Raw genomic sequence first — 21,845 nt, 5'->3', positions numbered from 1 at the left:
GTGATCGCCCTCTCCCTCGCCGAGATCGCCACCGTCGTCGGCGGGCAGACGTACGACATACCGGATCCGTCGGTCCGGGTCACCGCGCCGGTCGTCCGGGACTCCCGTGAGGTGGAGCCCGGCGGCCTGTTCGTCGCGTTCGCAGGCGAGCGCGTCGACGGCCACGACTACGCCGCGCAGGTCGTCGCGGCGGGCGCCGTGGCCGTCCTCGCGCAGCGGCCCGTCGGCGTGCCCGCCGTCGTCGTCGACGACGTACAGGCGGCGCTCGGCGCGCTCGCCCGCCACGTCGTCACCCGGCTCGGCGCCACCCTCGTGGCCCTCACCGGCTCGGCGGGCAAGACCAGCACCAAGGACCTGATCGCGCAGGTGCTCCAGCGCGCGGCGCCGACGGTGTGGACGCCCGGCTCGTTCAACAACGAGATCGGGCTGCCGCTGACCGCCCTGTCCGCCACCGAGGAGACCAGGTTCCTGGTCCTGGAGATGGGGGCGCGCGGCAAGGGCCACATCCGGTACCTGACCGGGCTCACCCCGCCGCGGATCGGCCTCGTCCTGAACGTCGGCTCCGCCCACATCGGTGAGTTCGGCGGCCGCGAGCAGATCGCGGAAGCAAAGGGCGAGCTGGTCGAGAGCCTCCCGGCCGACGGCACCGCGATCCTCAACGCCGACGACCCGCTGGTGCGCGCGATGGCCTCGCGCACGCAGGCCCGTGTGCTGCTCTTCGGAGAGGCCGACGACGCCGACGTACGCGCCGAGAATGTCCGGCTCATGGAGAACGGACAGCCGGCCTTCACGCTGCACACACCCTCCGGGTGCAGCGACGTGCGACTGCGCCTGTACGGTGAGCACCACGTGTCGAACGCGCTCGCCGCGGCCGCCGTCGCCCATGACCTTGGCATGTCCGTGGAGGAGATCGCCCTCGCGCTCTCCGAGGCGGGCACGCTGTCCCGCTGGCGTATGGAGGTCACCGAGCGCCCGGACGGCGTGACGGTCGTCAACGACGCCTACAACGCGAACCCCGAGTCCATGCGCGCCGCCTTGCGTGCGCTGGTCGCCATGGGCAAGGCCGCAGAGGCCAAGGGCGGTCGCACGTGGGCGGTGCTCGGCCCGATGGCCGAGCTCGGGGACGAGGGGCTCGCCGAGCACGACGCGGTCGGGCGCCTCGCCGTCCGGCTGAACGTGAACAAGCTCGTGGCAGTCGGGGGCAGGGAAGCGTCCTGGCTCCAACTGGGCGCATACAACGAGGGTTCGTGGGGTGAGGAGTCGGTGCACGTGTCCGACGCACAGGCGGCGATCGACCTGCTGCGCAGCGAGCTGCGCCCAGGAGACGTCGTGCTGGTGAAGGCGTCCAGATCGGTGGGCCTCGAGAGCGTCGCGCAGACGCTCGTGGCGGACACCGCCGCCGGCACCGCGACGGGCGGAGTTGACGCCCGATGATGAAGCAAGTTCTCTTCGCGGGTGTGATCGGGCTCTTCCTGACCCTGGTCGGGACGCCCCTGCTGATCAAGCTCCTGGCACGCAAGGGCTATGGCCAGTACATCCGCGACGACGGCCCGCGCGAGCACCACAGCAAGCGCGGTACGCCGACCATGGGTGGCATCGCCTTCATCCTGGCGACCCTCATCGCGTACTTCCTGAGCAAGATCATCACGGGTGCCGAGCCCACCATCTCGGGTCTGCTCGTGCTCGGCCTGATGGCGGGCATGGGCCTGGTCGGCTTCCTCGACGACTACATCAAGATCGTCAAGCGGCGCTCGCTCGGCCTGCGCGCCAAGGCGAAGATGGCCGGACAGCTCATCGTCGGCATCGCCTTCGCCGTCATCTCGCTGCAGTTCGCCGACGGCCGGGGCCAGACCCCGGCGTCCACGAAGCTGTCCTTCGTGGAGGACTTCGGCTGGTCGATCGGCCCGGTCCTGTTCGTCGTCTGGGCGCTGTTCATGATCCTGGCGATGTCGAACGGCGTGAACCTCACAGACGGCCTCGACGGCCTCGCCACCGGCGCCTCCGTGATGGTCTTCGGCGCGTACACGTTCATCGGCGTCTGGCAGTTCCAGGAGTCCTGCGCCAACGCCCAGGACCTCACCAACCCGGCCGCCTGTTTCGAGGTCAGAGACCCGCTGGACCTGGCCGTCGTGGCCTCCGCGCTGATGGGTGCCTGCTTCGGCTTCCTGTGGTGGAACACCTCGCCCGCCAAGATCTTCATGGGCGACACCGGCTCCCTCGCGCTCGGCGGCGCCCTCGCGGGCCTCGCCATCTGCTCCCGCACGGAGATGCTGCTCGCGCTCCTCGGCGGCCTCTTCGTCCTCATCACCATGTCGGTGGTCATCCAGGTCGGCTCCTTCCGACTGACCGGTAAGCGGGTCTTCCGGATGGCGCCACTGCAACACCACTTCGAACTCAAGGGCTGGTCCGAAGTCCTGGTCGTGGTCCGCTTCTGGATCATCCAGGGCATGTGCGTCATCGTCGGACTCGGCCTCTTCTACGCCGGATGGGCAGCCAAGAAGTGAGCGCCTCGCAGGACTCCTGGAAGGGGCTGCGCGTCACCGTCGCCGGGCTCGGCGTCAGCGGCGTCAGCGCCGCGCGCGCCCTCGCGGGCCTCGGCGCCGCGGTGACCGTCGTGGACGGCGGCTCGGGCCCGGCGCTCCGGGCGCGGGCCGCGGAGCTCGCCGAGGCGGGCATCGCCGTGCGCCTCGGGGACGCCGAGACGCTGCCCGAGGGGACCGGCCTCGTCGTCACCTCGCCGGGCTGGAAGCCGGACAGCCCGCTGTTCGCGGCCGCCGCCGCGGCGGGCGTCGACGTCATCGGCGACGTGGAGGTCGCCTGGCGCCTGCGCGGCCCCGGAGCCGCCCCCTGGCTGGCCGTCACCGGCACCAACGGCAAGACCACGACCACGCAGATGCTGGCGTCGATCCTGCGCGCCGGTGGCCTGCGCACCGCGGCCGTCGGCAACATCGGCACGCCGATCGTCGACGTCGTCCTGGAGGACAGGGCGGCGCGCGAAGCGCGTTCGGCCGAGGGCGGTGAGCGACAGGAGGGCGACAACGCCTACGACGTCCTGGCCGTCGAGCTGTCCAGCTATCAGCTGCACTGGGCGCCCTCCCTGCGCGCGCACTCCGCCGCCGTGCTGAACCTCGCGCCGGACCACCTCGACTGGCACGGCTCCATGGAGGCGTACGCCGCCGACAAGGGCCGGATCTACGAGGGCAACCAGGTCGCGTGCGTCTACAACGCCGACGCCACCGCCAAGCCGTCCACCGAGGACCTGGTCCGCGAGGCCGACGTCGAGGAGGGCTGCCGCGCCATCGGCTTCACGCTGGCCGCGCCCGCCCCCTCGCAACTCGGCGTCGTGGACGGCATCCTGGTCGACCGTGCCTTCGTACCGGACCGCCAGAAGCAGGCCCAGGAGCTCGCCGAGGTCTCCGACGTCCGGCCTCCGGCCCCGCACAACATCGCCAACGCCCTCGCGGCGGCCGCGCTCGCGCGCGCCTTCGGCGTGGAAGCGGCGGCCGTCCGCGACGGCCTGCGGGCCTTCAGCCCGGACGCCCACCGCATCGAGCACGTCGCCGACGTGGCCGGGGTCGCCTACGTCGACGACTCCAAGGCCACCAACACCCACGCGGCCCAGGCCTCGTTGGCGGCGTACGAGTCGATCGTGTGGATCGCGGGCGGCCTCGCCAAGGGCGCGACCTTCGACGAGCTGGTCGCCGCGTCGGCGAAGCGGCTGCGCGGGGCCGTCCTGATCGGCGCCGACCGCGCCCTGATCAGGGAAGCCCTCGCGCGACACGCGCCACAGGTGCCGGTCGTCGACCTCGACCGGACCGACACTGGGGCGATGGCCGAGGCGGTACGCCGGGCGGCACGGCTCGCAGCGCCGGGGGACACCGTCCTGATGGCCCCGGCCTGTGCGTCGATGGACATGTTCACCAACTACAACAAGCGTGGTGACGCGTTCGCGGAAGCGGTTCGCGAACTCGGCGCGAGCGCCTGACACGGACCCGGGCCGGGTGCCGTCGTCAGGCACCCGGCACCGTGAGGAGGGCACGTGAAAGCGTCGGCGTTGTGGGTGTGGGGGCGTTCTCGGGTACGGCCGCGCGCCGTTCGGGGGCGGCGCTGATGGCCGGGCGCGCCCCGGTCCGTACGCCCCGGGCCCCGCGTACGCCGAAACGGCCGGCCCGCCCGCGCAGCACCCCGGTGCCGCGCGAGAGCCCCGTACGGCGGCTCTACGTCCGGGCCCGGCGGGCCTGGGACCGGCCGCTGACCGCCTACTACCTGATCTTCGGCGCCGCCCTGCTGATCACCGCCCTGGGCCTGGTGATGGTCTACTCGGCGTCGATGATCCAGGCGCTGCAGCTGAACCTGCCCGCCTCCTACTTCTTCCGCAAGCAGTTCGTCGCCGCGGTGCTCGGCAGCGCGCTGCTGCTCATCGCCATGCGGATGCCGCTCAAGCTGCACCGGGCGCTGTCCTACCCGATCCTCGCGGGGTCCGTCTTCCTGATGGTCCTCGTCCAGATCCCCGGGATAGGGCGCAGCGTCAACGGCAATCAGAACTGGATCTATTTGGGCGGTCCGTTCCAGCTCCAGCCCAGTGAGTTCGGCAAGCTCGCCCTGGTCCTGTGGGGCGCCGACCTACTGGCGCGCAAACAGGACAAGCGGCTGCTCACGCAGTGGAAGCACATGCTGGTGCCGCTCGTGCCCGTCACCTTCATGCTGCTCGGCCTGATCATGCTGGGCGGCGACATGGGCACGGCGATCATCCTCACCGCGATCCTCTTCGGCCTGCTCTGGCTGGCCGGGGCGCCCACGCGGCTCTTCGCGGGCGTCCTGAGCATCGCGGCGGTCCTCGGTGTGATCCTCATCAAGACGAGCCCCAACCGCATGGCGCGCCTGCAGTGCATCGGCGCGACCGAGCCGGGCCCCGGCGACTCCTGCTGGCAGGCCGTGCACGGCATCTATGCCCTCGCCTCGGGCGGATTCTTCGGTTCCGGACTGGGCGCGAGTGTGGAAAAATGGGGTCAACTACCCGAACCGCACACCGACTTCATCTTCGCCATCACCGGCGAGGAACTCGGCCTCGCGGGGACACTGTCGGTGCTCGCCCTGTTCGCGGCTCTAGGCTATGCGGGTATCCGCGTGGCCGGACGCACGGAGGACCCCTTCGTGAGGTACGCCGCGGGAGGTGTGACCACCTGGATCACGGCCCAGGCCGTGGTCAACATCGGTGCGGTGCTCGGCCTGCTGCCGATCGCCGGTGTCCCGCTCCCGCTGTTCTCCTACGGAGGCTCAGCCCTGCTGCCGACCATGTTCGCCGTCGGACTCCTCATCGCCTTCGCGCGACAGGACCCCGCGGCGAAGGCGGCCCTGGCCATGCGGCAACCTCGGGTGAGATGGAACACGATGCGACGGCGCGTCAAGGCGCGTTCGTCCGGAGAGCGGTGAATTTCGGTGCATGTCGTACTCGCCGGCGGGGGGACCGCCGGCCACATCGAGCCCGCGCTTGCCCTCGCAGACGCCCTGCGCAGGCAGGACCCGACCGTGGGCATCACGGCCCTCGGCACGGAGCGCGGCCTCGAGACCCGACTCGTACCCGAGCGCGGTTACGAACTCGCCCTGATCCCCGCCGTCCCCCTGCCGCGCAAGCCCACACCTGAGCTGATCACGGTGCCCGGGCGGCTGCGCGGCACCATCAAGGCGGCCGAGCAGATCCTGGAGCGCACCAAGGCGGACTGCGTCGTCGGCTTCGGCGGCTACGTGGCGCTGCCCGGCTACCTCGCGGCCAAGCGCCGCGGCGTGCCGATCGTGGTGCACGAGGCCAACGCGCGCCCCGGCCTCGCCAACAAGATCGGCTCCCGGTACGCGGCGGCCGTCGCGGTCTCCACGCCCGACAGCAAGCTGCGCGGCTCGCGCTACATCGGCATCCCGCTGCGCCGCGCCATCGCCATGCTGGACCGCGCGAAGGTGCGCCCGGAGGCCCGTGACACCTTCGGCCTGGACCCGAACCTGCCGACCCTGCTCGTCTCCGGCGGCTCCCAGGGCGCCCGCCGGCTGAACGAGGTCGTCCAGCAGGTCGCCCCGGTCCTGCAGCGCGCGGGCATCCAGATCCTGCACGCCGTCGGCCCGAAGAACGAATTGCCGTACGTCGAGAACATGCCCGGAATGCCGCCCTACATCCCGGTACCGTACGTGGACCGGATGGACCTCGCGTACGCGGCGGCGGACATGATGCTCTGCCGCGCCGGCGCGATGACCGTCGCCGAACTCTCCGCCGTCGGGCTCCCGGCCGCCTACGTCCCGCTGCCCATCGGCAACGGCGAACAGCGGCTCAACGCCCAGCCGGTGGTCAAGGCGGGCGGCGGACTGCTGGTCGACGACGCGGAACTGACGCCCGAATGGGTCCAGTCCCAGGTGCTCCCCGTGCTCGCCGACCCGCACCGCCTGTACGAGATGTCCCGCGCCGCCTCGGAGTTCGGCCGCAGGGACGCCGACGACCTCCTCGTCGGCATGGTGCACGAGGCGATTGCGTCACGCCGCAGCGCGTGAGAAGGCAGGGGAGAGTGGCCGGACAGAAGACCGCCGAACGGCAGGGGCCCAAGTCCGGCCCGCCCCGCCCCCGCTCGCGCCGCCCCCGGCTGCCGAAGTCGCGCACCCTGATCCTGCTCGCGGCCCTGCTGTGCGTTCTCGGCGGGGCCGCGGTCTGGGTGCTCTACGCCTCGCCCTGGCTGCGCGTGGAGCGGATCACGGCGACCGGGACGGTCGTCCTCAGGCCGGACCAGGTGCGCGAGGTGGCCGGGATCGGCACGGGCGGACCGCTGATTTCGGTCGACTCCGACGCCGTCGAGGAGCGGCTGCGCAGAGAATTGCCCCGGATCGACTCGGTCGACGTCATCCGCTCCTGGCCCCACGGGATCACCCTGAAGGTGACCGAACGCACCGCCGCCCTGCTCATCGAAAAGGGCGGAAAGTTCGTCGAAGTGGACGCCAAGGGTGTGCGCTTCGCCACGGTCGACAAGGCTCCCAAGAACACCCCCCGGCTGGTCCTGACGCCGCATCGGTCCGGTGGCGCGGCCGCCAGCCTGCGCCGTTTCGGCCCCGACCGGCTGCGCCGGGAGGCGGTCCGGGTGGTCACGGACCTGCCCGGCGCCGTGGCCGCGGAGACCACCACCGTCAAGGTCCGGTCGTACGACTCCATCTCGTTGGAGCTGGCGGACGGGCGCACCGTCGCCTGGGGGAGCAGCGAGAACGGCCGTATGAAGGCCGAAGCCCTGAGCGCCCTGATGAAAGCCGTCCCCAAGGCACGGCACTTCGACGTGGCGGTCCCCACCGCCCCGGCGTCATCGGCGAGTTGACGTACATCAGCGCAGGCCAGCACCCTGGATGGGCATTGCTACGCCTGATCACATAGGGTGAAAAGAAAAACGGGAGGTTCGGCGTGTTCGTTGAACGCGCGCCACTTGTCGACTTAGTGTCCTGTTCGGAAGAGTCCAGGGAACAGACACACTGGTAACCCTAAACTTCAGCGTTAGGGTTCGGGTCGGCGATTCGGACCGTCCCATTCGGCATCAGTCGGCGTATCGCGGCAGTGCGGTACGACGACACGTAACTCGAGGCGAGAGGCCTTCGACGTGGCAGCACCGCAGAACTACCTCGCAGTCATCAAAGTCATCGGTGTCGGCGGCGGTGGTGTCAATGCCATCAACCGGATGATCGAGGTCGGTCTCAAGGGCGTCGAGTTCATCGCCATCAACACCGACGCGCAAGCCCTGTTGATGAGCGACGCCGACGTCAAGCTCGACGTCGGCCGTGAACTCACCCGCGGACTCGGCGCCGGCGCCAACCCGGCCGTCGGCCGCAAGGCCGCCGAGGACCACCGCGAGGAGATCGAGGAGGTCCTCAAGGGGGCCGACATGGTCTTCGTCACGGCCGGTGAGGGTGGCGGCACCGGCACGGGCGGCGCGCCCGTGGTCGCCAACATCGCGCGCTCCCTCGGCGCCCTGACGATCGGTGTGGTCACCCGGCCGTTCACCTTCGAGGGCCGCCGTCGCGCCAACCAGGCGGAGGACGGCATCGCCGAGCTCCGCGAAGAGGTCGACACCCTCATCGTCATCCCGAACGACCGGCTGCTCTCCATCTCGGACCGCCAGGTCAGCGTGCTCGACGCCTTCAAGTCGGCCGACCAGGTCCTGCTCTCCGGCGTTCAGGGCATCACCGACCTCATCACCACGCCCGGCCTGATCAACCTCGACTTCGCCGACGTCAAGTCGGTCATGTCCGAGGCCGGTTCGGCGCTCATGGGCATCGGCTCGGCCCGCGGCGACGACCGCGCGGTGGCCGCGGCCGAGATGGCGATCTCCTCGCCGCTCCTGGAGGCCTCCATCGACGGCGCCCGCGGGGTGCTGCTCTCCATCTCCGGCGGCTCCGACCTCGGCCTGTTCGAGATCAACGAAGCGGCCCAGCTGGTGAGCGAGGCCGCCCACCCGGAGGCCAACATCATCTTCGGCGCGGTCATCGACGACGCGCTCGGCGACGAGGTCCGGGTCACCGTCATCGCCGCCGGGTTCGACGGCGGACAGCCGCCGGCCAAGCGGGACAACGTCCTGGGGTCGGCCTCCAGCAAGCGCGAGGAGCCCGCTCCCGCGAGCCGTCCCACCGAGTCCTCCCGTCCGGGACCGGCCTTCGGCGGCCTCGGCAGCGTCACTCCGCGCGAGGAGCCCCCGGCCCCGGAGCCCGTCGAACCGGCTCCGGTGAACGAGGCGCCCGCGACGCCGGTGACGCCCCCGCAGGTCCCGCCGACCCGTCTGCACCAGGACAGCCAGGCCGAAGAGCTGGACGTGCCGGACTTCCTGAAGTGATAGGCAAGCGCTCCGGAACGAGCACTGTGAGCGGCGCGCACTTCGCCTTCACCGACCGGTGGGGCGGAGTGAGCGCCGTTCCGTACGCGGAGCTCAACCTCGGCGGAGCGGTCGGCGACGACCCCGACGCCGTCCTGCACAACCGCGAACTGACCGCCAAGTCCCTGGGCATCGACCAGGGACGGGTGGTCTGGATGAACCAGGTGCACGGCAGGGACGTCGCCGTGGTCGACGGGCCCTGGCCCGCGGACCAGGAGATTCCGGCGGTCGACGCCGTCGTCACCGCCGAGCGGGGACTCGCCCTCGCCGTGCTGACCGCCGACTGCACCCCCGTACTCCTCGCCGACCCGGTGGCGGGCGTCGCCGCCGCGGCGCACGCGGGCCGTCCCGGCATGATCGCCGGAGTGGTGCCCGCGGCCGTCGAGGCCATGGTGGCCCTCGGCGCGGAGCCCGGCCGGATCGTGGCCCGCACCGGGCCCGCCGTCTGCGGCCGCTGTTACGAAGTGCCCGCGGACATGCGCGCCGACGTCGCCGCCGTGGAACCCGCGGCGCACGCCGTCACGAGCTGGGGCACACCCGCGGTCGACGTGACCGCCGGAGTGCACGCCCAGCTCGAGCGGCTCGGGGTGCGCGACCGGGAGCAGTCGCCGGTGTGCACGCTGGAGTCGGGAGACCACTTCTCGTACCGCCGCGACCGCGTCACCGGTCGGCTCGCGGGCTATGTCTGGCTGGACTGATGGGGCATGACGGACCGTAAGTCGGAACTCGCCACAAATCTGGCGCAGGTGGAAGAGCGCATCGAGGCGGCCTGCGCGGCCGCCGGGCGCAAGCGTGCAGAGGTGACCCTCATCGTGGTCACCAAGACCTACCCCGCGAGCGACGTACGCGCGCTCGCGGAGCTCGGCGTCCGTCACGTCGCCGAGAACCGCGACCAGGACGCGGCACCCAAGGCCGCCGCCTGCGCGGACCTGCCGCTCGACTGGCACTTCGTCGGTCAGCTGCAGACCAACAAGGTGCGTTCCGTGGTCGGTTACGCGGACGTGGTGCAGTCGGTGGACCGGCCGAAGCTCGTCACCGCGCTCTCGGCCGCGGCCGTGCGCGCCGGGCGTGAGGTGGGCTGCCTGCTCCAGGTGGCCCTCGACGCCGGGGAGAGCGGGCGTGGGGAGCGGGGCGGCGTCGGCCCCGGCGGAATCGAAGAGTTGGCCGGTCTCGTGGCCGACGCCCCCGGGCTCCGGCTCGACGGTCTGATGACGGTCGCGCCGCTCACCGGGGAGTACGCGGGACGGCAACAGGCGGCGTTCGAGCGGCTGATGGTTTTGTCGACTGCCCTGCGCGTGGCCCATCCGGCTGCGAACATGGTGTCGGCAGGTATGAGTGCGGACCTCGAACAGGCCGTTGCGGCCGGTGCGACACATGTGCGCGTCGGGACAGCGGTACTCGGAGTCCGACGCGGGCTCGGGTAACGTCGCCAGGAAGTCGGACCACAGCAGAAAATATGGTCATTCCCACCGCTGAGCGGGGATGACTCGTGGATCGCGGGCAGTTGGTGACGACCCTCTCGATCCACCACAGAGCGGAGGACTCAGAGCATGGCCGGCGCGATGCGCAAGATGGCGGTCTACCTCGGCCTCGTGGAGGACGACGGTTACGACGGCCGGGGCTTCGACCCCGATGACGATTTCGAGCCCGAGCCGGAGCCCGAGCGCGACCGCCGGCGGCACGAACCACCGCACCAGTCGCACCAGTCCCACCTCGCCGACCGCGACTTGGAACGGGACGAATCGGTACGAGTGGTGCAGCCACCGGCACAGCGCGACCCGGCGCCGCGACCCGCTTCGCTTGCCGCCGAATCGGGACGACCGGCGCGAATCGCCCCCGTGGCATCTATCACACCTGAACGTCAGAGCCTGGAGAAGAACGCACCGGTGATCATGCCCAAGGTCGTGTCCGAGCGTGAGCCCTACCGCATCACCACGCTTCACCCCCGGACCTACAACGAAGCCCGTACCATCGGGGAACACTTCCGCGAAGGCACCCCGGTGATCATGAACTTGACGGAGATGGACGACACCGACGCGAAGCGACTTGTCGACTTTGCCGCCGGTCTGGTCTTCGGTCTGCATGGCAGTATCGAGCGAGTGACGCAGAAGGTGTTCCTGTTGTCGCCTGCTAACGTCGATGTCACGGCGGAGGACAAGGCCCGTATCGCAGAGGGCGGGTTCTTCAACCAGAGCTGAGACGCAGTGCAGTAGACAGCAGCAGTACCGGACCGATTCAGCGCGGATGCGACCAGAAGCAGGGGAGAGGGAAACGCGGACATGGGCGTGGTCTTGCAAGTGATCTACATCGCGCTGATGTGTTTCCTCATCGTGCTGATCTTCCGGCTGGTCATGGACTACGTCTTCCAGTTCGCCCGCTCATGGCAACCCGGCAAGGCGATGGTGGTCGTTCTGGAGGCCACCTACACTGTCACCGATCCACCGCTCAAGCTTCTGCGGCGGTTCATTCCGCCGCTACGTCTCGGCGGCGTGGCGCTCGACCTGTCCTTCTTCGTACTGATGATCATCGTCTACATCCTGATCACCGTCGTGAGCCAGCTGTGAACGATACGGTCTTGCCGAATGCCGACGACTACGTTGAGGTGAAGAGATGCCGTTGACCCCCGAGGACGTGCGGAACAAGCAGTTCACGACCGTCCGCCTCCGAGAAGGCTATGACGAGGACGAGGTCGATGCCTTCCTCGATGAGGTCGAAGCCGAACTGACGCGCTTGCTCCGCGAGAACGAGGACCTGCGCGCCAAGCTGGCCGCCGCCACGCGCGCGGCCGCGCAGAACCAGCAGCAGGGCAACATGCGCAAGGGCCCCGAAGGCGGCCCCCAGGACCAGCGAGGTCCCGGCGCGCCCGTGCCCGCCGCAATATCTGGTCCGCAGCCGGTTCCGCCGCAGCAGCAGATGGGCGGCCCGATGGGCGGCCCGCCGCAGCTGCCCGGCGGTGCGCCGCAGCTGCCCGCAGGCCCCAGTGGGCACGGCCCGCAGGGCGGTCCGCAGGGTCCCGGCCCGATGGGTCAGGGTCCCATGGGCCAGGGGCAGATGGGTGGCCCCATGGGCGGTCCCATGGGTGGCCACGGCCCGCAGATGCCGCAGCCCGGCCAGGGCCCCGGCGGCGACAGCGCCGCCCGTGTGCTCTCGCTCGCGCAGCAGACCGCCGACCAGGCGATCGCCGAGGCCCGTTCCGAGGCCAACAAGATCGTGGGCGAGGCCCGTTCGCGCGCCGAGGGCCTGGAGCGGGACGCCCGTGCCAAGGCCGACGCCCTGGAGCGGGACGCGCAGGAGAAGCACCGGGTCGCGATGGGCTCCTTGGAGTCCGCCCGCGCCACCCTGGAGCGCAAGGTCGAGGACCTGCGCGGCTTCGAGCGCGAGTACCGCACGCGACTGAAGTCCTACCTGGAGTCGCAGCTGCGTCAGCTGGAGACCCAGGCCGACGACTCGCTCGCTCCGCCGCGTACTCCGGCGACCGCCTCGCTGCCGCCGTCCCCGGCGCCTTCGATGGCTCCGGCCGGTGCGGGTGCCCCGTCCTACGGCGGCAACCAGTCGATGGGCGGCAACCAGCCCGCGGGCGGTCCGTCGTACGGCGGCCAGCAGCAGATGTCGCCCGCGATGACGCAGCCGATGGCGCCGGTGCGGCCGCAGGGCCAGCCGCCGATGCAGCAGGCTCCGTCCCCGATGCGCGGCTTCCTCATCGACGAGGACGACAACTGACGGGCGACACCACGCCATAGGCGTCGGCAGCGTTCAGGGCGGAGCCCCCGGATTTCCCGGGGGCTCCGCCCTTTTGTACGTACTGCCGTGTGCGTGCCGCCGTGCGGGCACGGCCGTATGTGCGCTGTCGTGGGTGCGCTGCCCGGTTCCCGCTGTGTCCCACGGCGGCGCGTACGGCATGACGAAGGCCCGGTCCCGCCGGGCAGCTTGCTCGGCGGGACCGGGCCTTCGGTCGTCGGGGTTACGCCTTGCGGAGGCGGAACGTCAGGTTCAGGGAGTCGTCCTTGAACGGCTCGCCGTAGCTGTCGTCCGCGTCGCCGGAGGCGAAGTCCGTGGCCAGGACCTCGTCGGCGATGAGGGCGGCGTGGTCCGTGAGGGCCGTCGCCGTGGCCTCGTCCGCGGACGTCCAGCGCAGGGCGATGCGGTCCGCGACGTCCAGGCCGCTGTTCTTGCGGGCCTCCTGGATCAGCCGGATCGCGTCACGCGCGAGGCCCGCCCGGCGCAGCTCGTCCGTGAGCTCCAGGTCGAGGGCGACCGTGGCGCCGGAGTCGGACGCCACCGACCAGCCCTCGCGCGGGGTTTCGGTGATGATGACCTCGTCCGGGGCGAGCGTCACGGTCTCGCCGTCGACCTCGACGGACGCGGTGCCCTCGCGCAGGGCGAGGGACAGCGCGGCCGCGTCGGCCTCGGCGACGGCCTTGGCCACCGCCTGGACGCCCTTGCCGAACCGCTTGCCGAGGGCGCGGAAGTTGGCCTTCGCGGTGGTGTCGACCAGGGAGCCGCCGACCTCGGAGAGGGAGGCGAGGGAGGACACGTTCAGCTCTTCGGTGATCTGGGCGCGCAGCTCCTCGCCCAGCGTCTCGAAGCCGGAGGCCGCGACCAGGGCGCGGGACAGCGGCTGGCGGGTCTTGACGCCCGACTCCGCACGCGAGGCGCGGCCGAGCTCCACCAGGCGCCGGACCAGGACCATCTGCCGCGAGAGCTCCGGGTCGACGGCCGACAGGTCGGCCTCCGGCCAGGTGGACAGGTGCACCGACTCCGGGGCGTCCGGGGTGACGGGCACGATCAGGTCCTGCCAGACGCGCTCGGTGATGAACGGCGTCAGCGGGGCGAGCAGGCGCGTGACCGTCTCGACGACCTCGTGCAGGGTGCGCAGCGCCGCCTTGTCGCCCTGCCAGAAGCGGCGGCGCGAGCGGCGCACGTACCAGTTGGAGAGGTTGTCGACGAAGGCCGACAGGAGCTTGCCCGCGCGCTGGGTGTCGTAGGCGTCCAGGGCCTGCGTCACCTGGTCGGTGAGCGCGTGCAGCTCGCCGAGCAGCCAGCGGTCGAGGAGCGGGCGGTCGGCGGGCGCCGGGTCGGCGTCCGAGGGGGCCCACTTCGACGTACGGGCGTACAGCGCCTGGAAGGCGACCGTGTTCCAGTACGTCAGGAGGGTCTTGCGGACGACCTCCTGGATCGTGCCGTGGCCCACGCGGCGGGCCGCCCAGGGGGAGCCGCCCGCGGCCATGAACCAGCGGACCGCGTCGGCGCCGTGCTGGTCCATCAGCGGGATCGGCTGGAGGATGTTGCCCAGGTGCTTGGACATCTTGCGGCCGTCCTCGGCGAGGATGTGGCCGAGGCAGACGACGTTCTCGTAGCTCGACTTGTCGAAGACGAGCGTGCCGACCGCCATCAGTGTGTAGAACCAGCCGCGGGTCTGGTCGATGGCCTCGCTGATGAACTGTGCCGGGTAGCGGGACTCGAACAGTTCCTTGTTCTTGTACGGGTAGCCCCACTGCGCGAACGGCATCGAGCCCGAGTCGTACCAGGCGTCGATGACCTCCGGCACGCGCACCGCTTCGAGGGAGCAGCCCTCGTGGGTGCAGGTGAAGGTGATGTCGTCGATGAACGGGCGGTGCGGGTCCAGGTCCGTCTGGTCGGTGCCGGTCAGCTCGGTGAGCTCCGCGCGCGAGCCGACGCAAGTGAGGTGGTTCTCCTCGCAGCGCCAGATGGGCAGCGGGGTGCCCCAGTAGCGGTTGCGGGACAGGGCCCAGTCGACGTTGTTGGTCAGCCAGTCGCCGAAGCGGCCGTGCTTGACCGACTCGGGGAACCAGTTGGTCTTCTCGTTCTCCTGGAGGAGGCGGTCCTTGACCTTCGTGGTGCGGATGTACCAGGACGGCTGCGCGTAGTACAGGAGCGCGGTGTGGCAGCGCCAGCAGTGGGGGTAGCTGTGCTCGTACGCGATGTGCTTGAAGAGCAGGCCGCGGTCGTCCAGGTCCTGGGTGAGCGTCTCGTCGGCCTTCTTGAAGAAGACGCCGCCGACCAGCGGGACGTCCTCCTCGAAGGTGCCGTCCGGGCGGACGGGGTTCACTACGGGCAGGCCGTACGACCGGCAGACCTTGAGGTCGTCCTCACCGAAGGCGGGGGACTGGTGGACGAGACCGGTGCCGTCCTCGGTGGTCACGTAGTCGGCGTTGACGACGAAGTGGGCCTCGGCCGGGAATTCCACCAGCTCGAAGGGGCGCTGGTACGTCCAGCGCTCCATCTCGGTGCCCGTGAACGTCTGGCCCGTGGTCTCCCAGCCCTCTCCGAGGGCCTTCTCGACCAGGGGCTCGGCGACGACCAGCTTCTCCTTGCCGTCGGTGGCCACCACGTAGGTGACGTCCGGGTGGGCGGCGACGGCCGTGTTGGACACCAGGGTCCAGGGGGTCGTCGTCCACACCAGGAGGGCGGCCTCGCCCGCGAGGGGGCCGCCGGTGACGGGGAAGCGGACGTAGACGGACGGGTCGACGACCGTCTCGTAGCCCTGCGCCAGCTCGTGGTCGGACAGGCCGGTGCCGCAGCGGGGGCACCAGGGGGCGACGCGGTGGTCCTGGACGAGGAGGTCCTTCTTGAAGATCTCCTTCAGGGACCACCAGACGGAGTCCACGTACTCCGGGTTCATCGTCCGGTACGCGTCGTCCAGGTCGACCCAGTAGCCCATGCGGGTCGTGAGCTCGGCGAAGGCGTCGGTGTGGCGGGTCACGGACTCGCGGCACTTGGCGTTGAACTCGGCGATGCCGTACGCCTCGATGTCCTTCTTGCCGTTGAAGCCGAGCTCCTTCTCGACCGCCAGCTCGACGGGCAGGCCGTGGCAGTCCCAGCCGGCCTTGCGGGCCACGTGGTAGCCGCGCATGGTGCGGAAGCGCGGGAAGACGTCCTTGAAGACACGGGCCTCGATGTGGTGGGCGCCCGGCATGCCGTTGGCGGTGGGCGGGCCCTCGTAGAACACCCACTCGGGGCGGCCCTCGGACTGCTCCAGGCTCTTGGCGAAGATCTTCTGCTCGCGCCAGAAGTCGAGCACGGCGTGCTCGAGGGCGGGCAGGTCGACCTGGGCGGGTACCTGGCGGTACTGCGGCGGCGTCATATCGCGCTTCCTCCGGCGGACGTGCGTTCCGTTCCGTCGGAGGGACGAGAGCCTTGTCTGCGCTCCCGCGGTACCACCCTCCTTGGCCGTCGTGGCGCCGGTGGCGCTCTTGACGACCCCCTCATTGGGGTCGCGATACCGGTTCTACTCGCCTCGGCCCCGCCTCTGCGGCGGTGGGCTGCGGCTTTCCTCCGGCGGCTCCGGGGTGATCTTCACGTCGCGCTCGCCCCCGGGCTCGCACCGTCCCCGGGTCGCTCATGGCTGCGTACGTCGCTACTCGTCCCCATCCAAGCTTTTCGCTCCGGCCAGTGTACGGCGCCCGGGGAGGGGCGGCCCACCGGATTTCGACGGGCCCCCGGCGGTCCGGGGTGCGAAGGGCGTACTGACCCGAATGGCGAGACGTGCGCCAACGTGTCCCGGTGCGCCCCGGCCGGCGGATTACGGGGCGGGGAGCTGGGCACAACGCATGAAGGCTCGCCGCGCGGCACCCGTGGGGCGGGCGAATCGGGCGGCGTGCCCCGTTGCCGCGGGCCTGGAGTCGATTTATCGTCCCAGCACGATTCGCGTGCAAGATCACAATATGTGAAGGGGCCGCGGCCATGGTGGCGAAGAAGACCGCCGTACAGCAGTCGGCGTCCAGCAGATCCACAGCCGCGGGGGCCGGCGGGGCGGCCGGAGAAGGGGGCGGCAAGGCGTCCCGCGCCGTGAAGACCGTGCGGGCGGGCAGGGCGGCGGGCGCCGCCGGGGAGGGGCCGAAGAAGACGGCCGCGAAGGCCGCCGCCGAGAAGGCGGCTGCCTCCGGAGCCCCGGCCGGGAAGGCGGGCGCCGCCAAGGCCCCGGCGAAGGCCTCCGCCAAGGCCCCCGCCAAGAAGGCCGCCGCTTCGAAGACGGCCTCGGCTGCGGTCACGAAGAAGACGGCCGAGAAGACGACAGCCGAGAAGACGACAACCAAGAAGACGACAACCAAGAAGACGGCGACCAAGGAGGCCGCGGGCAAGAAGGCAGCCGCGAAGGCCCCGCCCGAGGAGGCGGGCGCCGAGCAGGCGCCACCGGCGAAGAAGGCCGCGACCAAGAAGGCCGCGACCAAGAAGGCCGCGACCAAGAAGGCCGCGACCAAGAAGGCCGCGACCAAGAAGACGACAGCCAAGAAGACGGCGACCAAGAAGACCGCGGCTAAGGAGGCGGTCGCCGAGAAGGCGGCTGCCGAGAAGGCCCCGGTCAAGAAGGCAGCTGCCAAGAAGGCCGCGGCCAAGAAGACGGCGTCGGCCGGAGCGGCGGTCCGGCCGCAGGCACCGGACGAGACGGCGGCGGCCGGGGCCGGGAGCGAGGGCGCGGCGGGAGGTACCGCCCCCGGCAGGGAGGTGAGCGGGGGTCGTGGTGCGTCCAAGAAGGGGACGGGGGCCACGGCGAGGAACCGAGGGACCAGCACACGTTCGGCCAAGAAGACGGCCGCGCCCGCGGCCGAGGATGCGGCTCAGGCCGCGGAGACGACGGGAGCCACGACAGTGGTTGCGAAGAAGACTCCGGGCACGGCGACGGCGACGCAGCAGGCGGCAGCCGCGACGAAGGCGGGAACGGTACCGAAGGCGCGGGCCGCGACCGTGCCCGGCGAGCTCGCGGTGCGGCCCGGTGAGGACCCGTGGACCCCGGCCGAGGTCGCCGAGGCGCGGACCGAGCTGATGGCGGAGACGATGCGCCTTCGTGCCGAGATCGAGGCGTCCGAGGCGTCCCTTGCGGGGCTGATGCGGGACTCCGGGGACGGCGCGGGCGACGACCAGGCGGACACCGGCACCAAGAACATCACGCGCGAGCACGAGATGGCCCTGGCCGCGAACGCCCGGGAGATGCTGGAGCAGACCGAGCGCGCCTTGGAGCGCCTCGACGCGGGCACGTACGGGCTCTGCGAGAACTGCGGCAACCCGATCGGGAAGGCCCGCATGCAGGCCTTCCCGCGCGCGACCCTGTGCGTCGAGTGCAAGCAGAAGCAGGAGCGGCGCTCCTGAGCGCGGCCTGGAAACCGGCTGCCTTATGCGTGTGTCGTACCCTCGTCCCAGTCAGGTACCTAGGTTGAGGGATTCACGTGGCAGAGGCGGAGCGCATCATCGGTACGCCGGACATCCCTGAGGCAGAGCACGGCGCCGACGGCGGCCAGGACGCCGAGGGCGGCGGTCAGGACGCCGAGGGCGCACAGCAGCCCACGGGCAAGCGCAAGATCGCCGTGCTCTTCGGTGTGGCCCTGGTCGCGTACGCCCTCGACCTCGTCAGCAAGATGGTCGTGGTCGCCAAACTGGAGCACCACGAGCCGATCGACGTGGTCGGTGACCTGCTGCGTTTCAACGCGATCCGCAACGCGGGCGCCGCCTTCGGCATGGGCGAGGCCTACACCATCATCTTCACGGTGATCGCCACGGGCGTGATCGTGGTGATCGCCCGGCTCGCGCGCAAGCTCTACAGCCTGCCGTGGGCGATCGCGCTCGGCCTGCTGCTCGGCGGCGCGCTCGGCAACCTGACCGACCGGATCTTCCGTTCGCCCGGCGTCTTCAAGGGCGCGGTCGTCGACTTCATCGCCCCCAAGGGCTTCGCGGTGTTCAACCTCGCGGACTCGGCGATCGTCTGCGGCGGCATCCTGATCGTGCTGCTCTCCTTCCGCGGCCTTGACCCGGACGGGACCGTGCACAAGGACTGACCCACGCCGAAGGCCCCGCGCGCGGGGCCTTCGGTACGGGAGTGTCCGCCCCCTCCTGCATACTCGTGGGGTGAGCACGATTCCCGAGATCCGTACCCTGCCCGTGCCCGACGGCCTGGAGGGCGAGCGCGTCGACGCCGCCATCTCGCGCATGTTCGGGTTCTCCCGCACGAAGGCCGCCGAGCTCGCGGCCGCCGGCAAGGTGCTGGTCGACGGCGCGGTCGCCGGCAAGTCCGAGCGCGTGCACGGCGGCGCCTGGCTGGAGGTGGAGATGCCGCAGGCGCCCGCCCCGGTGCAGATCGTCGCCGAGCCCGTCGAGGGCATGGAGATCGTGCACGACGACGAGGACATCGTCGTGATCGTCAAGCCCATCGGCGTCGCCGCGCACCCGAGCCCCGGCTGGACCGGCACCACCGTGATCGGCGGCCTCGCGGCGGCGGGGTACCGCATCTCGACGTCCGGCGCCGCCGAGCGCCAGGGCATCGTGCACCGCCTGGACGTGGGCACCTCGGGCCTGATGGTGGTCGCCAAGTCCGAGCGGGCGTACACGTCGCTGAAGCGCCAGTTCAAGGAGCGCACGGTCGACAAGCGGTACAACGCGCTGGTGCAGGGCCACCCCGACCCCATGAGCGGCACCATCGACGCCCCCATCGGCCGCCACCCGAACCACGACTACAAGTGGGCGGTCACCGCCGAGGGCAAGCCCTCGGTCACGCACTACGACCTGATGGAGGCCTTCCGCTCCGCCTCGCTGCTCGACATCAAGCTGGAGACGGGCCGCACCCACCAGATCCGCGTCCACATGGCCGCCCACCGCCACCCGTGCGTGGGCGACCTGACGTACGGCGCGGACCCGACGATCGCCAAACGCCTCGGCCTGACCCGGCAGTGGCTGCACGCGGTGCGGCTCGGCTTCGAGCACCCCGGGGACGGCCAGTGGGTCGAGTACGCGAGCGGCTACCCCGACGACCTCCAGCAGGCCCTCGACCGGGTGCGGGCGGAGAGCCAGTGAACACCCCGGTGACCTGCCGGGTCGCGGTCGGCCAGGAGGACCTGGACGCCTGTTTCGCCGTCCGCAAGGAGGTCTTCGTCGCCGAGCAGGGCGTGCCCGAGGACCTGGAGTACGACGCGTACGACACGGGGGCCGTGCACGTGCTCGCGGTGCGCCGCGAGGACGGGGCGCCGGTCGGCACCGGCCGGCTCCTCACGGGCGAGGCCGCGGCCGTCAAGAACGGCGGGGACGCCACCGTGGGGGCCCTCGGCAGGCTGGCCGTGCTGTGCTCCGCGCGCGGGCTCGGGGTCGGGGCCGCGCTGGTCCGGGCCATCGAGGACGCCGCCCGTGAGCGCGGGCTCGGCGCCGTCGACCTGCACGCGCAGACGCGCGCCCTGGGGTTCTACGAACGGCTGGGGTACGAGGTGTACGGCCCGGAGTTCCCCGACGCGGGGATCCCGCACCGGGCCATGCGCAAGGCGCTGCGCTAGCCGGACGCAGCCGGGCGGGCGGGTGATTCGCCCGCTTTGCCCCCTTCCGTGGCAAGGTTGAGGTCCTGATCGTGCAGGACTCGGCCCCGGAGGGCACCCGTGGATCAACTGGCGCTGTTGCTCGTCCTGTTGCTGGGGGCCGTGGTGACCGTGCCGCTGGGGGACCGGCTCGGGCTTCCCGCGCCCGTCCTGATGACGCTCGGGGGCATCGTCCTCGCGTACCTGCCCTTCGTGCCGAACGTGGACGTGCCGCCGGACTTCATCCTTCCGCTGGTGCTTCCACCGCTGCTGTACGCCGCCGTGCAGCGCACGTCCTGGCGGCAGTTCGCCGCCAACATCCGCCCCATCCTGCTGCTCGCCGTCGCTCTCGTCTTCGTGACGACGGCGGCCGTCGCGGCCGTCGCGCACGCGATCGTGCCGGGCCTGCCGCTGGCCGCCGCGCTCGCCCTCGGCGCGCTCGTCGCCCCGCCCGACCCGGTCGCGGCGACCGCCGTGGCCGGATCGCTCGGCCTGCCGCGGCGCCTGGTGTCGATCCTGGAGGGCGAGGGCCTGTTCAACGACGTCACGGCGATCGTGCTCTACCACGTGGCGATCGCCGCCGCCGTCAGCGGCACCTTCTCCTGGCCCTCGGCGGCCGGTCAGCTCGTGCTCTCCGCGGTCGTCGCCGTGGCCGTGGGGCTCGCGCTCGGCTGGCTGAGTAACCAGCTGATGGGCCGGCTCGCCGACGCGACGCTCCAGACGGGCCTGACCCTGCTCGTGCCGTTCGTCGCGTACGTCCTCGCCGAGGAGCTGCACGGCTCCGGCGTCCTCGCCGTCCTGACCACCGCGCTCTATCTGGCCGAGCACGCCGTCGACGCCGACGACGTGCTCGGCCGGATCACCGGCCAGTCCTTCTGGCAGATCGTCGACACGCTGGTCACCGGCGTCGCCTTCGGGCTCATCGGGCTCGAACTGCACAACGTCTTCGGTACGTCCGAGGGGCGCGAGTGGCGGATGCTCGGCTGGGGCGCCGTGGTCGTGGCCGTCGTCGTCGGCGTACGGCTGCTGTGGCTGCTGCCCGCGACGTGGCTCGCCAAGCGACTGCACCAGCGGCGCGACTACGACGAGGAGATCCCGATGTCGTGGCGCGAGACCGTCGTCATGTGGTGGTCGGGGATGCGCGGCGTCGCCTCGGTCGCGCTGGCCCTCGCCATCCCGCTCAAGACGGACGACGGGGCTCCGTTCCCGGGCCGCGACGAGGTCGTCTTCATCGCCTTCTGCGTGATCATGGCCACGCTCGTCGCCCAGGGCCTGACCCTGCCCTGGCTGGTGAAGAAGCTCGGCGTACGCGCGGACACCGACGCCGAGCGGGCCCTGGAGCGCGCTCTCGCCCTGCGCGCAGCCAAGGCCGGCAAGGCCCGGCTGCGGGAGATCGAGGAGGTCGAGGAGCTGCCCGAGGAGCTGTCCGAGCGGCTGCTGCGCGGTGCCTTCGACATCGGCGCCCGGATCAGCCCGGACATCGTCGACGACGAGCGGCGCGAGCGGTACGCCAAGCGCGTCGACCGCTTCAAGGCGGTCCAGCGCATCCAGCGCGAGATGATGTCGGCGGCCCGGCACGCGGTCCTCTCCGCGCGCAGCGAGCCCGGCTCCGACCCGGAGATCGTGGACCGGGTCCTGCGCCAGCTCGACGTCCGCAGCCTGCGCTGACGGG

The 21,845-nt window shown here is 71.2% G+C and carries 18 protein-coding genes; 17 read left to right on the top strand and 1 reads right to left on the bottom strand.

Features of this window, described 5'->3' with window-relative positions:
- The 12 genes from murF (at nucleotide 1) to C9F11_RS11735 (ending at nucleotide 12,602) form a co-directional block, all read left to right on the top strand.
- Nucleotides 1–1,434, top strand: coding sequence for a UDP-N-acetylmuramoyl-tripeptide--D-alanyl-D-alanine ligase (murF, locus tag C9F11_RS11790; RefSeq protein ID WP_138959233.1), 1,434 nt, complete (start codon nucleotides 1–3; stop codon nucleotides 1,432–1,434).
- On the top strand, nucleotides 1,431–2,504 hold the full coding sequence (mraY, locus tag C9F11_RS11785) for a phospho-N-acetylmuramoyl-pentapeptide-transferase (RefSeq protein WP_030679360.1): 1,074 nt from the start codon (nucleotides 1,431–1,433) through the stop codon (nucleotides 2,502–2,504). The genes murF and mraY overlap by 4 nt, the downstream gene beginning before the upstream one ends.
- Nucleotides 2,486–3,985 carry a UDP-N-acetylmuramoyl-L-alanine--D-glutamate ligase gene (gene murD, locus C9F11_RS11780; protein ID WP_138959232.1) on the top strand — a complete coding sequence of 500 codons (1,500 nt, stop codon included), beginning with the start codon at nucleotides 2,486–2,488 and terminating at the stop codon, nucleotides 3,983–3,985. Before mraY ends, murD begins: the two co-directional genes overlap by 19 nt.
- Nucleotides 3,986–4,110: 125 nt before the next feature.
- Complete coding sequence (ftsW, locus tag C9F11_RS11775) at nucleotides 4,111–5,433, top strand: putative lipid II flippase FtsW (RefSeq protein ID WP_138959231.1); 1,323 nt, start codon at nucleotides 4,111–4,113, stop codon at nucleotides 5,431–5,433.
- A 6-nt stretch (nucleotides 5,434–5,439) separates the two neighbouring features.
- Nucleotides 5,440–6,534, top strand: coding sequence for an undecaprenyldiphospho-muramoylpentapeptide beta-N-acetylglucosaminyltransferase (gene murG, locus C9F11_RS11770; RefSeq protein WP_138959230.1), 1,095 nt, complete (start codon nucleotides 5,440–5,442; stop codon nucleotides 6,532–6,534).
- 14 nt (nucleotides 6,535–6,548) lie between these two features.
- The gene (locus C9F11_RS11765) at nucleotides 6,549–7,340 is read left to right on the top strand and encodes an FtsQ-type POTRA domain-containing protein (protein WP_138959229.1); all 792 of its coding nucleotides are present in this window, start codon (nucleotides 6,549–6,551) and stop codon (nucleotides 7,338–7,340) included.
- 276 nt (nucleotides 7,341–7,616) lie between these two features.
- A complete protein-coding gene (gene ftsZ, locus C9F11_RS11760; RefSeq protein ID WP_138959228.1) occupies nucleotides 7,617–8,843 on the top strand; it encodes a cell division protein FtsZ in 1,227 nt (408 codons plus the stop codon).
- On the top strand, nucleotides 8,840–9,580 hold the full coding sequence (gene pgeF, locus C9F11_RS11755) for a peptidoglycan editing factor PgeF (protein ID WP_138959227.1): 741 nt from the start codon (nucleotides 8,840–8,842) through the stop codon (nucleotides 9,578–9,580). Before ftsZ ends, pgeF begins: the two co-directional genes overlap by 4 nt.
- A 6-nt stretch (nucleotides 9,581–9,586) precedes the next feature.
- Complete coding sequence (locus C9F11_RS11750; protein ID WP_138959226.1) at nucleotides 9,587–10,306, top strand: YggS family pyridoxal phosphate-dependent enzyme; 720 nt, start codon at nucleotides 9,587–9,589, stop codon at nucleotides 10,304–10,306.
- Between the two features lie 126 nt (nucleotides 10,307–10,432).
- Complete coding sequence (sepF, locus tag C9F11_RS11745) at nucleotides 10,433–11,080, top strand: cell division protein SepF (RefSeq protein WP_138959225.1); 648 nt, start codon at nucleotides 10,433–10,435, stop codon at nucleotides 11,078–11,080.
- Between the two features lie 81 nt (nucleotides 11,081–11,161).
- Nucleotides 11,162–11,446 (top strand): YggT family protein, encoded by a 285-nt coding sequence (locus C9F11_RS11740; RefSeq protein WP_030679335.1) that lies wholly within the window; start codon nucleotides 11,162–11,164, stop codon nucleotides 11,444–11,446.
- A 46-nt stretch (nucleotides 11,447–11,492) separates the two neighbouring features.
- Entirely contained in the window at nucleotides 11,493–12,602 is a 1,110-nt protein-coding gene (locus C9F11_RS11735; protein ID WP_138959224.1) for a DivIVA domain-containing protein, read from the top strand.
- Nucleotides 12,603–12,843: 241 nt separating this feature from the next.
- Here C9F11_RS11735 and ileS read toward each other — a convergent pair whose 3' ends face one another.
- Entirely contained in the window at nucleotides 12,844–15,987 is a 3,144-nt protein-coding gene (gene ileS / locus C9F11_RS11730; RefSeq protein WP_138959223.1) for an isoleucine--tRNA ligase, read from the bottom strand.
- 599 nt (nucleotides 15,988–16,586) lie between these two features.
- Between ileS and C9F11_RS11725 the strand changes: the two genes are divergently transcribed.
- From C9F11_RS11725 to C9F11_RS11705, 5 genes are all read left to right on the top strand, one after another.
- On the top strand, nucleotides 16,587–17,990 hold the full coding sequence (locus tag C9F11_RS11725) for a TraR/DksA family transcriptional regulator (protein WP_138959222.1): 1,404 nt from the start codon (nucleotides 16,587–16,589) through the stop codon (nucleotides 17,988–17,990).
- Between the two features lie 77 nt (nucleotides 17,991–18,067).
- Entirely contained in the window at nucleotides 18,068–18,673 is a 606-nt protein-coding gene (gene lspA / locus C9F11_RS11720; RefSeq protein ID WP_138959221.1) for a signal peptidase II, read from the top strand.
- Between the two features lie 70 nt (nucleotides 18,674–18,743).
- A complete protein-coding gene (locus tag C9F11_RS11715) occupies nucleotides 18,744–19,685 on the top strand; it encodes an RluA family pseudouridine synthase (RefSeq protein WP_138959220.1) in 942 nt (313 codons plus the stop codon).
- Nucleotides 19,682–20,155, top strand: a complete 474-nt coding sequence (locus tag C9F11_RS11710; RefSeq protein WP_138959219.1) for a GNAT family N-acetyltransferase — start codon at nucleotides 19,682–19,684, stop codon at nucleotides 20,153–20,155. Before C9F11_RS11715 ends, C9F11_RS11710 begins: the two co-directional genes overlap by 4 nt.
- A gap of 99 nt (nucleotides 20,156–20,254) precedes the next feature.
- The gene (locus C9F11_RS11705; RefSeq protein ID WP_138959218.1) at nucleotides 20,255–21,841 is read left to right on the top strand and encodes a Na+/H+ antiporter; all 1,587 of its coding nucleotides are present in this window, start codon (nucleotides 20,255–20,257) and stop codon (nucleotides 21,839–21,841) included.
- Nucleotides 21,842–21,845: the final 4 nt, after the last annotated feature.

This window comes from Streptomyces sp. YIM 121038, assembly GCF_006088715.1.
Classification (GTDB): Bacteria; Actinomycetota; Actinomycetes; order Streptomycetales; family Streptomycetaceae; genus Streptomyces.
The sequence above is the reverse complement of the archived record's forward strand: the minus strand, read 5'-3'. Positions and strand labels throughout refer to the sequence as shown.

Coding starts and splice junctions, on each gene's coding strand:
- C9F11_RS11735 (WP_138959224.1), top strand. CDS start 11,493: ATGCCGTTGACCCCCGAGGACGTGCGGAACAAGCAGTTCACGACCGTC.
- C9F11_RS11740 (WP_030679335.1), top strand. CDS start 11,162: ATGGGCGTGGTCTTGCAAGTGATCTACATCGCGCTGATGTGTTTCCTC.
- mraY (WP_030679360.1), top strand. CDS start 1,431: ATGATGAAGCAAGTTCTCTTCGCGGGTGTGATCGGGCTCTTCCTGACC.
- ftsW (WP_138959231.1), top strand. CDS start 4,111: ATGGCCGGGCGCGCCCCGGTCCGTACGCCCCGGGCCCCGCGTACGCCG.
- C9F11_RS11725 (WP_138959222.1), top strand. CDS start 16,587: ATGGTGGCGAAGAAGACCGCCGTACAGCAGTCGGCGTCCAGCAGATCC.
- ileS (WP_138959223.1), bottom strand. CDS start 15,987: ATGACGCCGCCGCAGTACCGCCAGGTACCCGCCCAGGTCGACCTGCCC.
- C9F11_RS11750 (WP_138959226.1), top strand. CDS start 9,587: ATGACGGACCGTAAGTCGGAACTCGCCACAAATCTGGCGCAGGTGGAA.
- sepF (WP_138959225.1), top strand. CDS start 10,433: ATGGCCGGCGCGATGCGCAAGATGGCGGTCTACCTCGGCCTCGTGGAG.
- murD (WP_138959232.1), top strand. CDS start 2,486: ATGGGCAGCCAAGAAGTGAGCGCCTCGCAGGACTCCTGGAAGGGGCTG.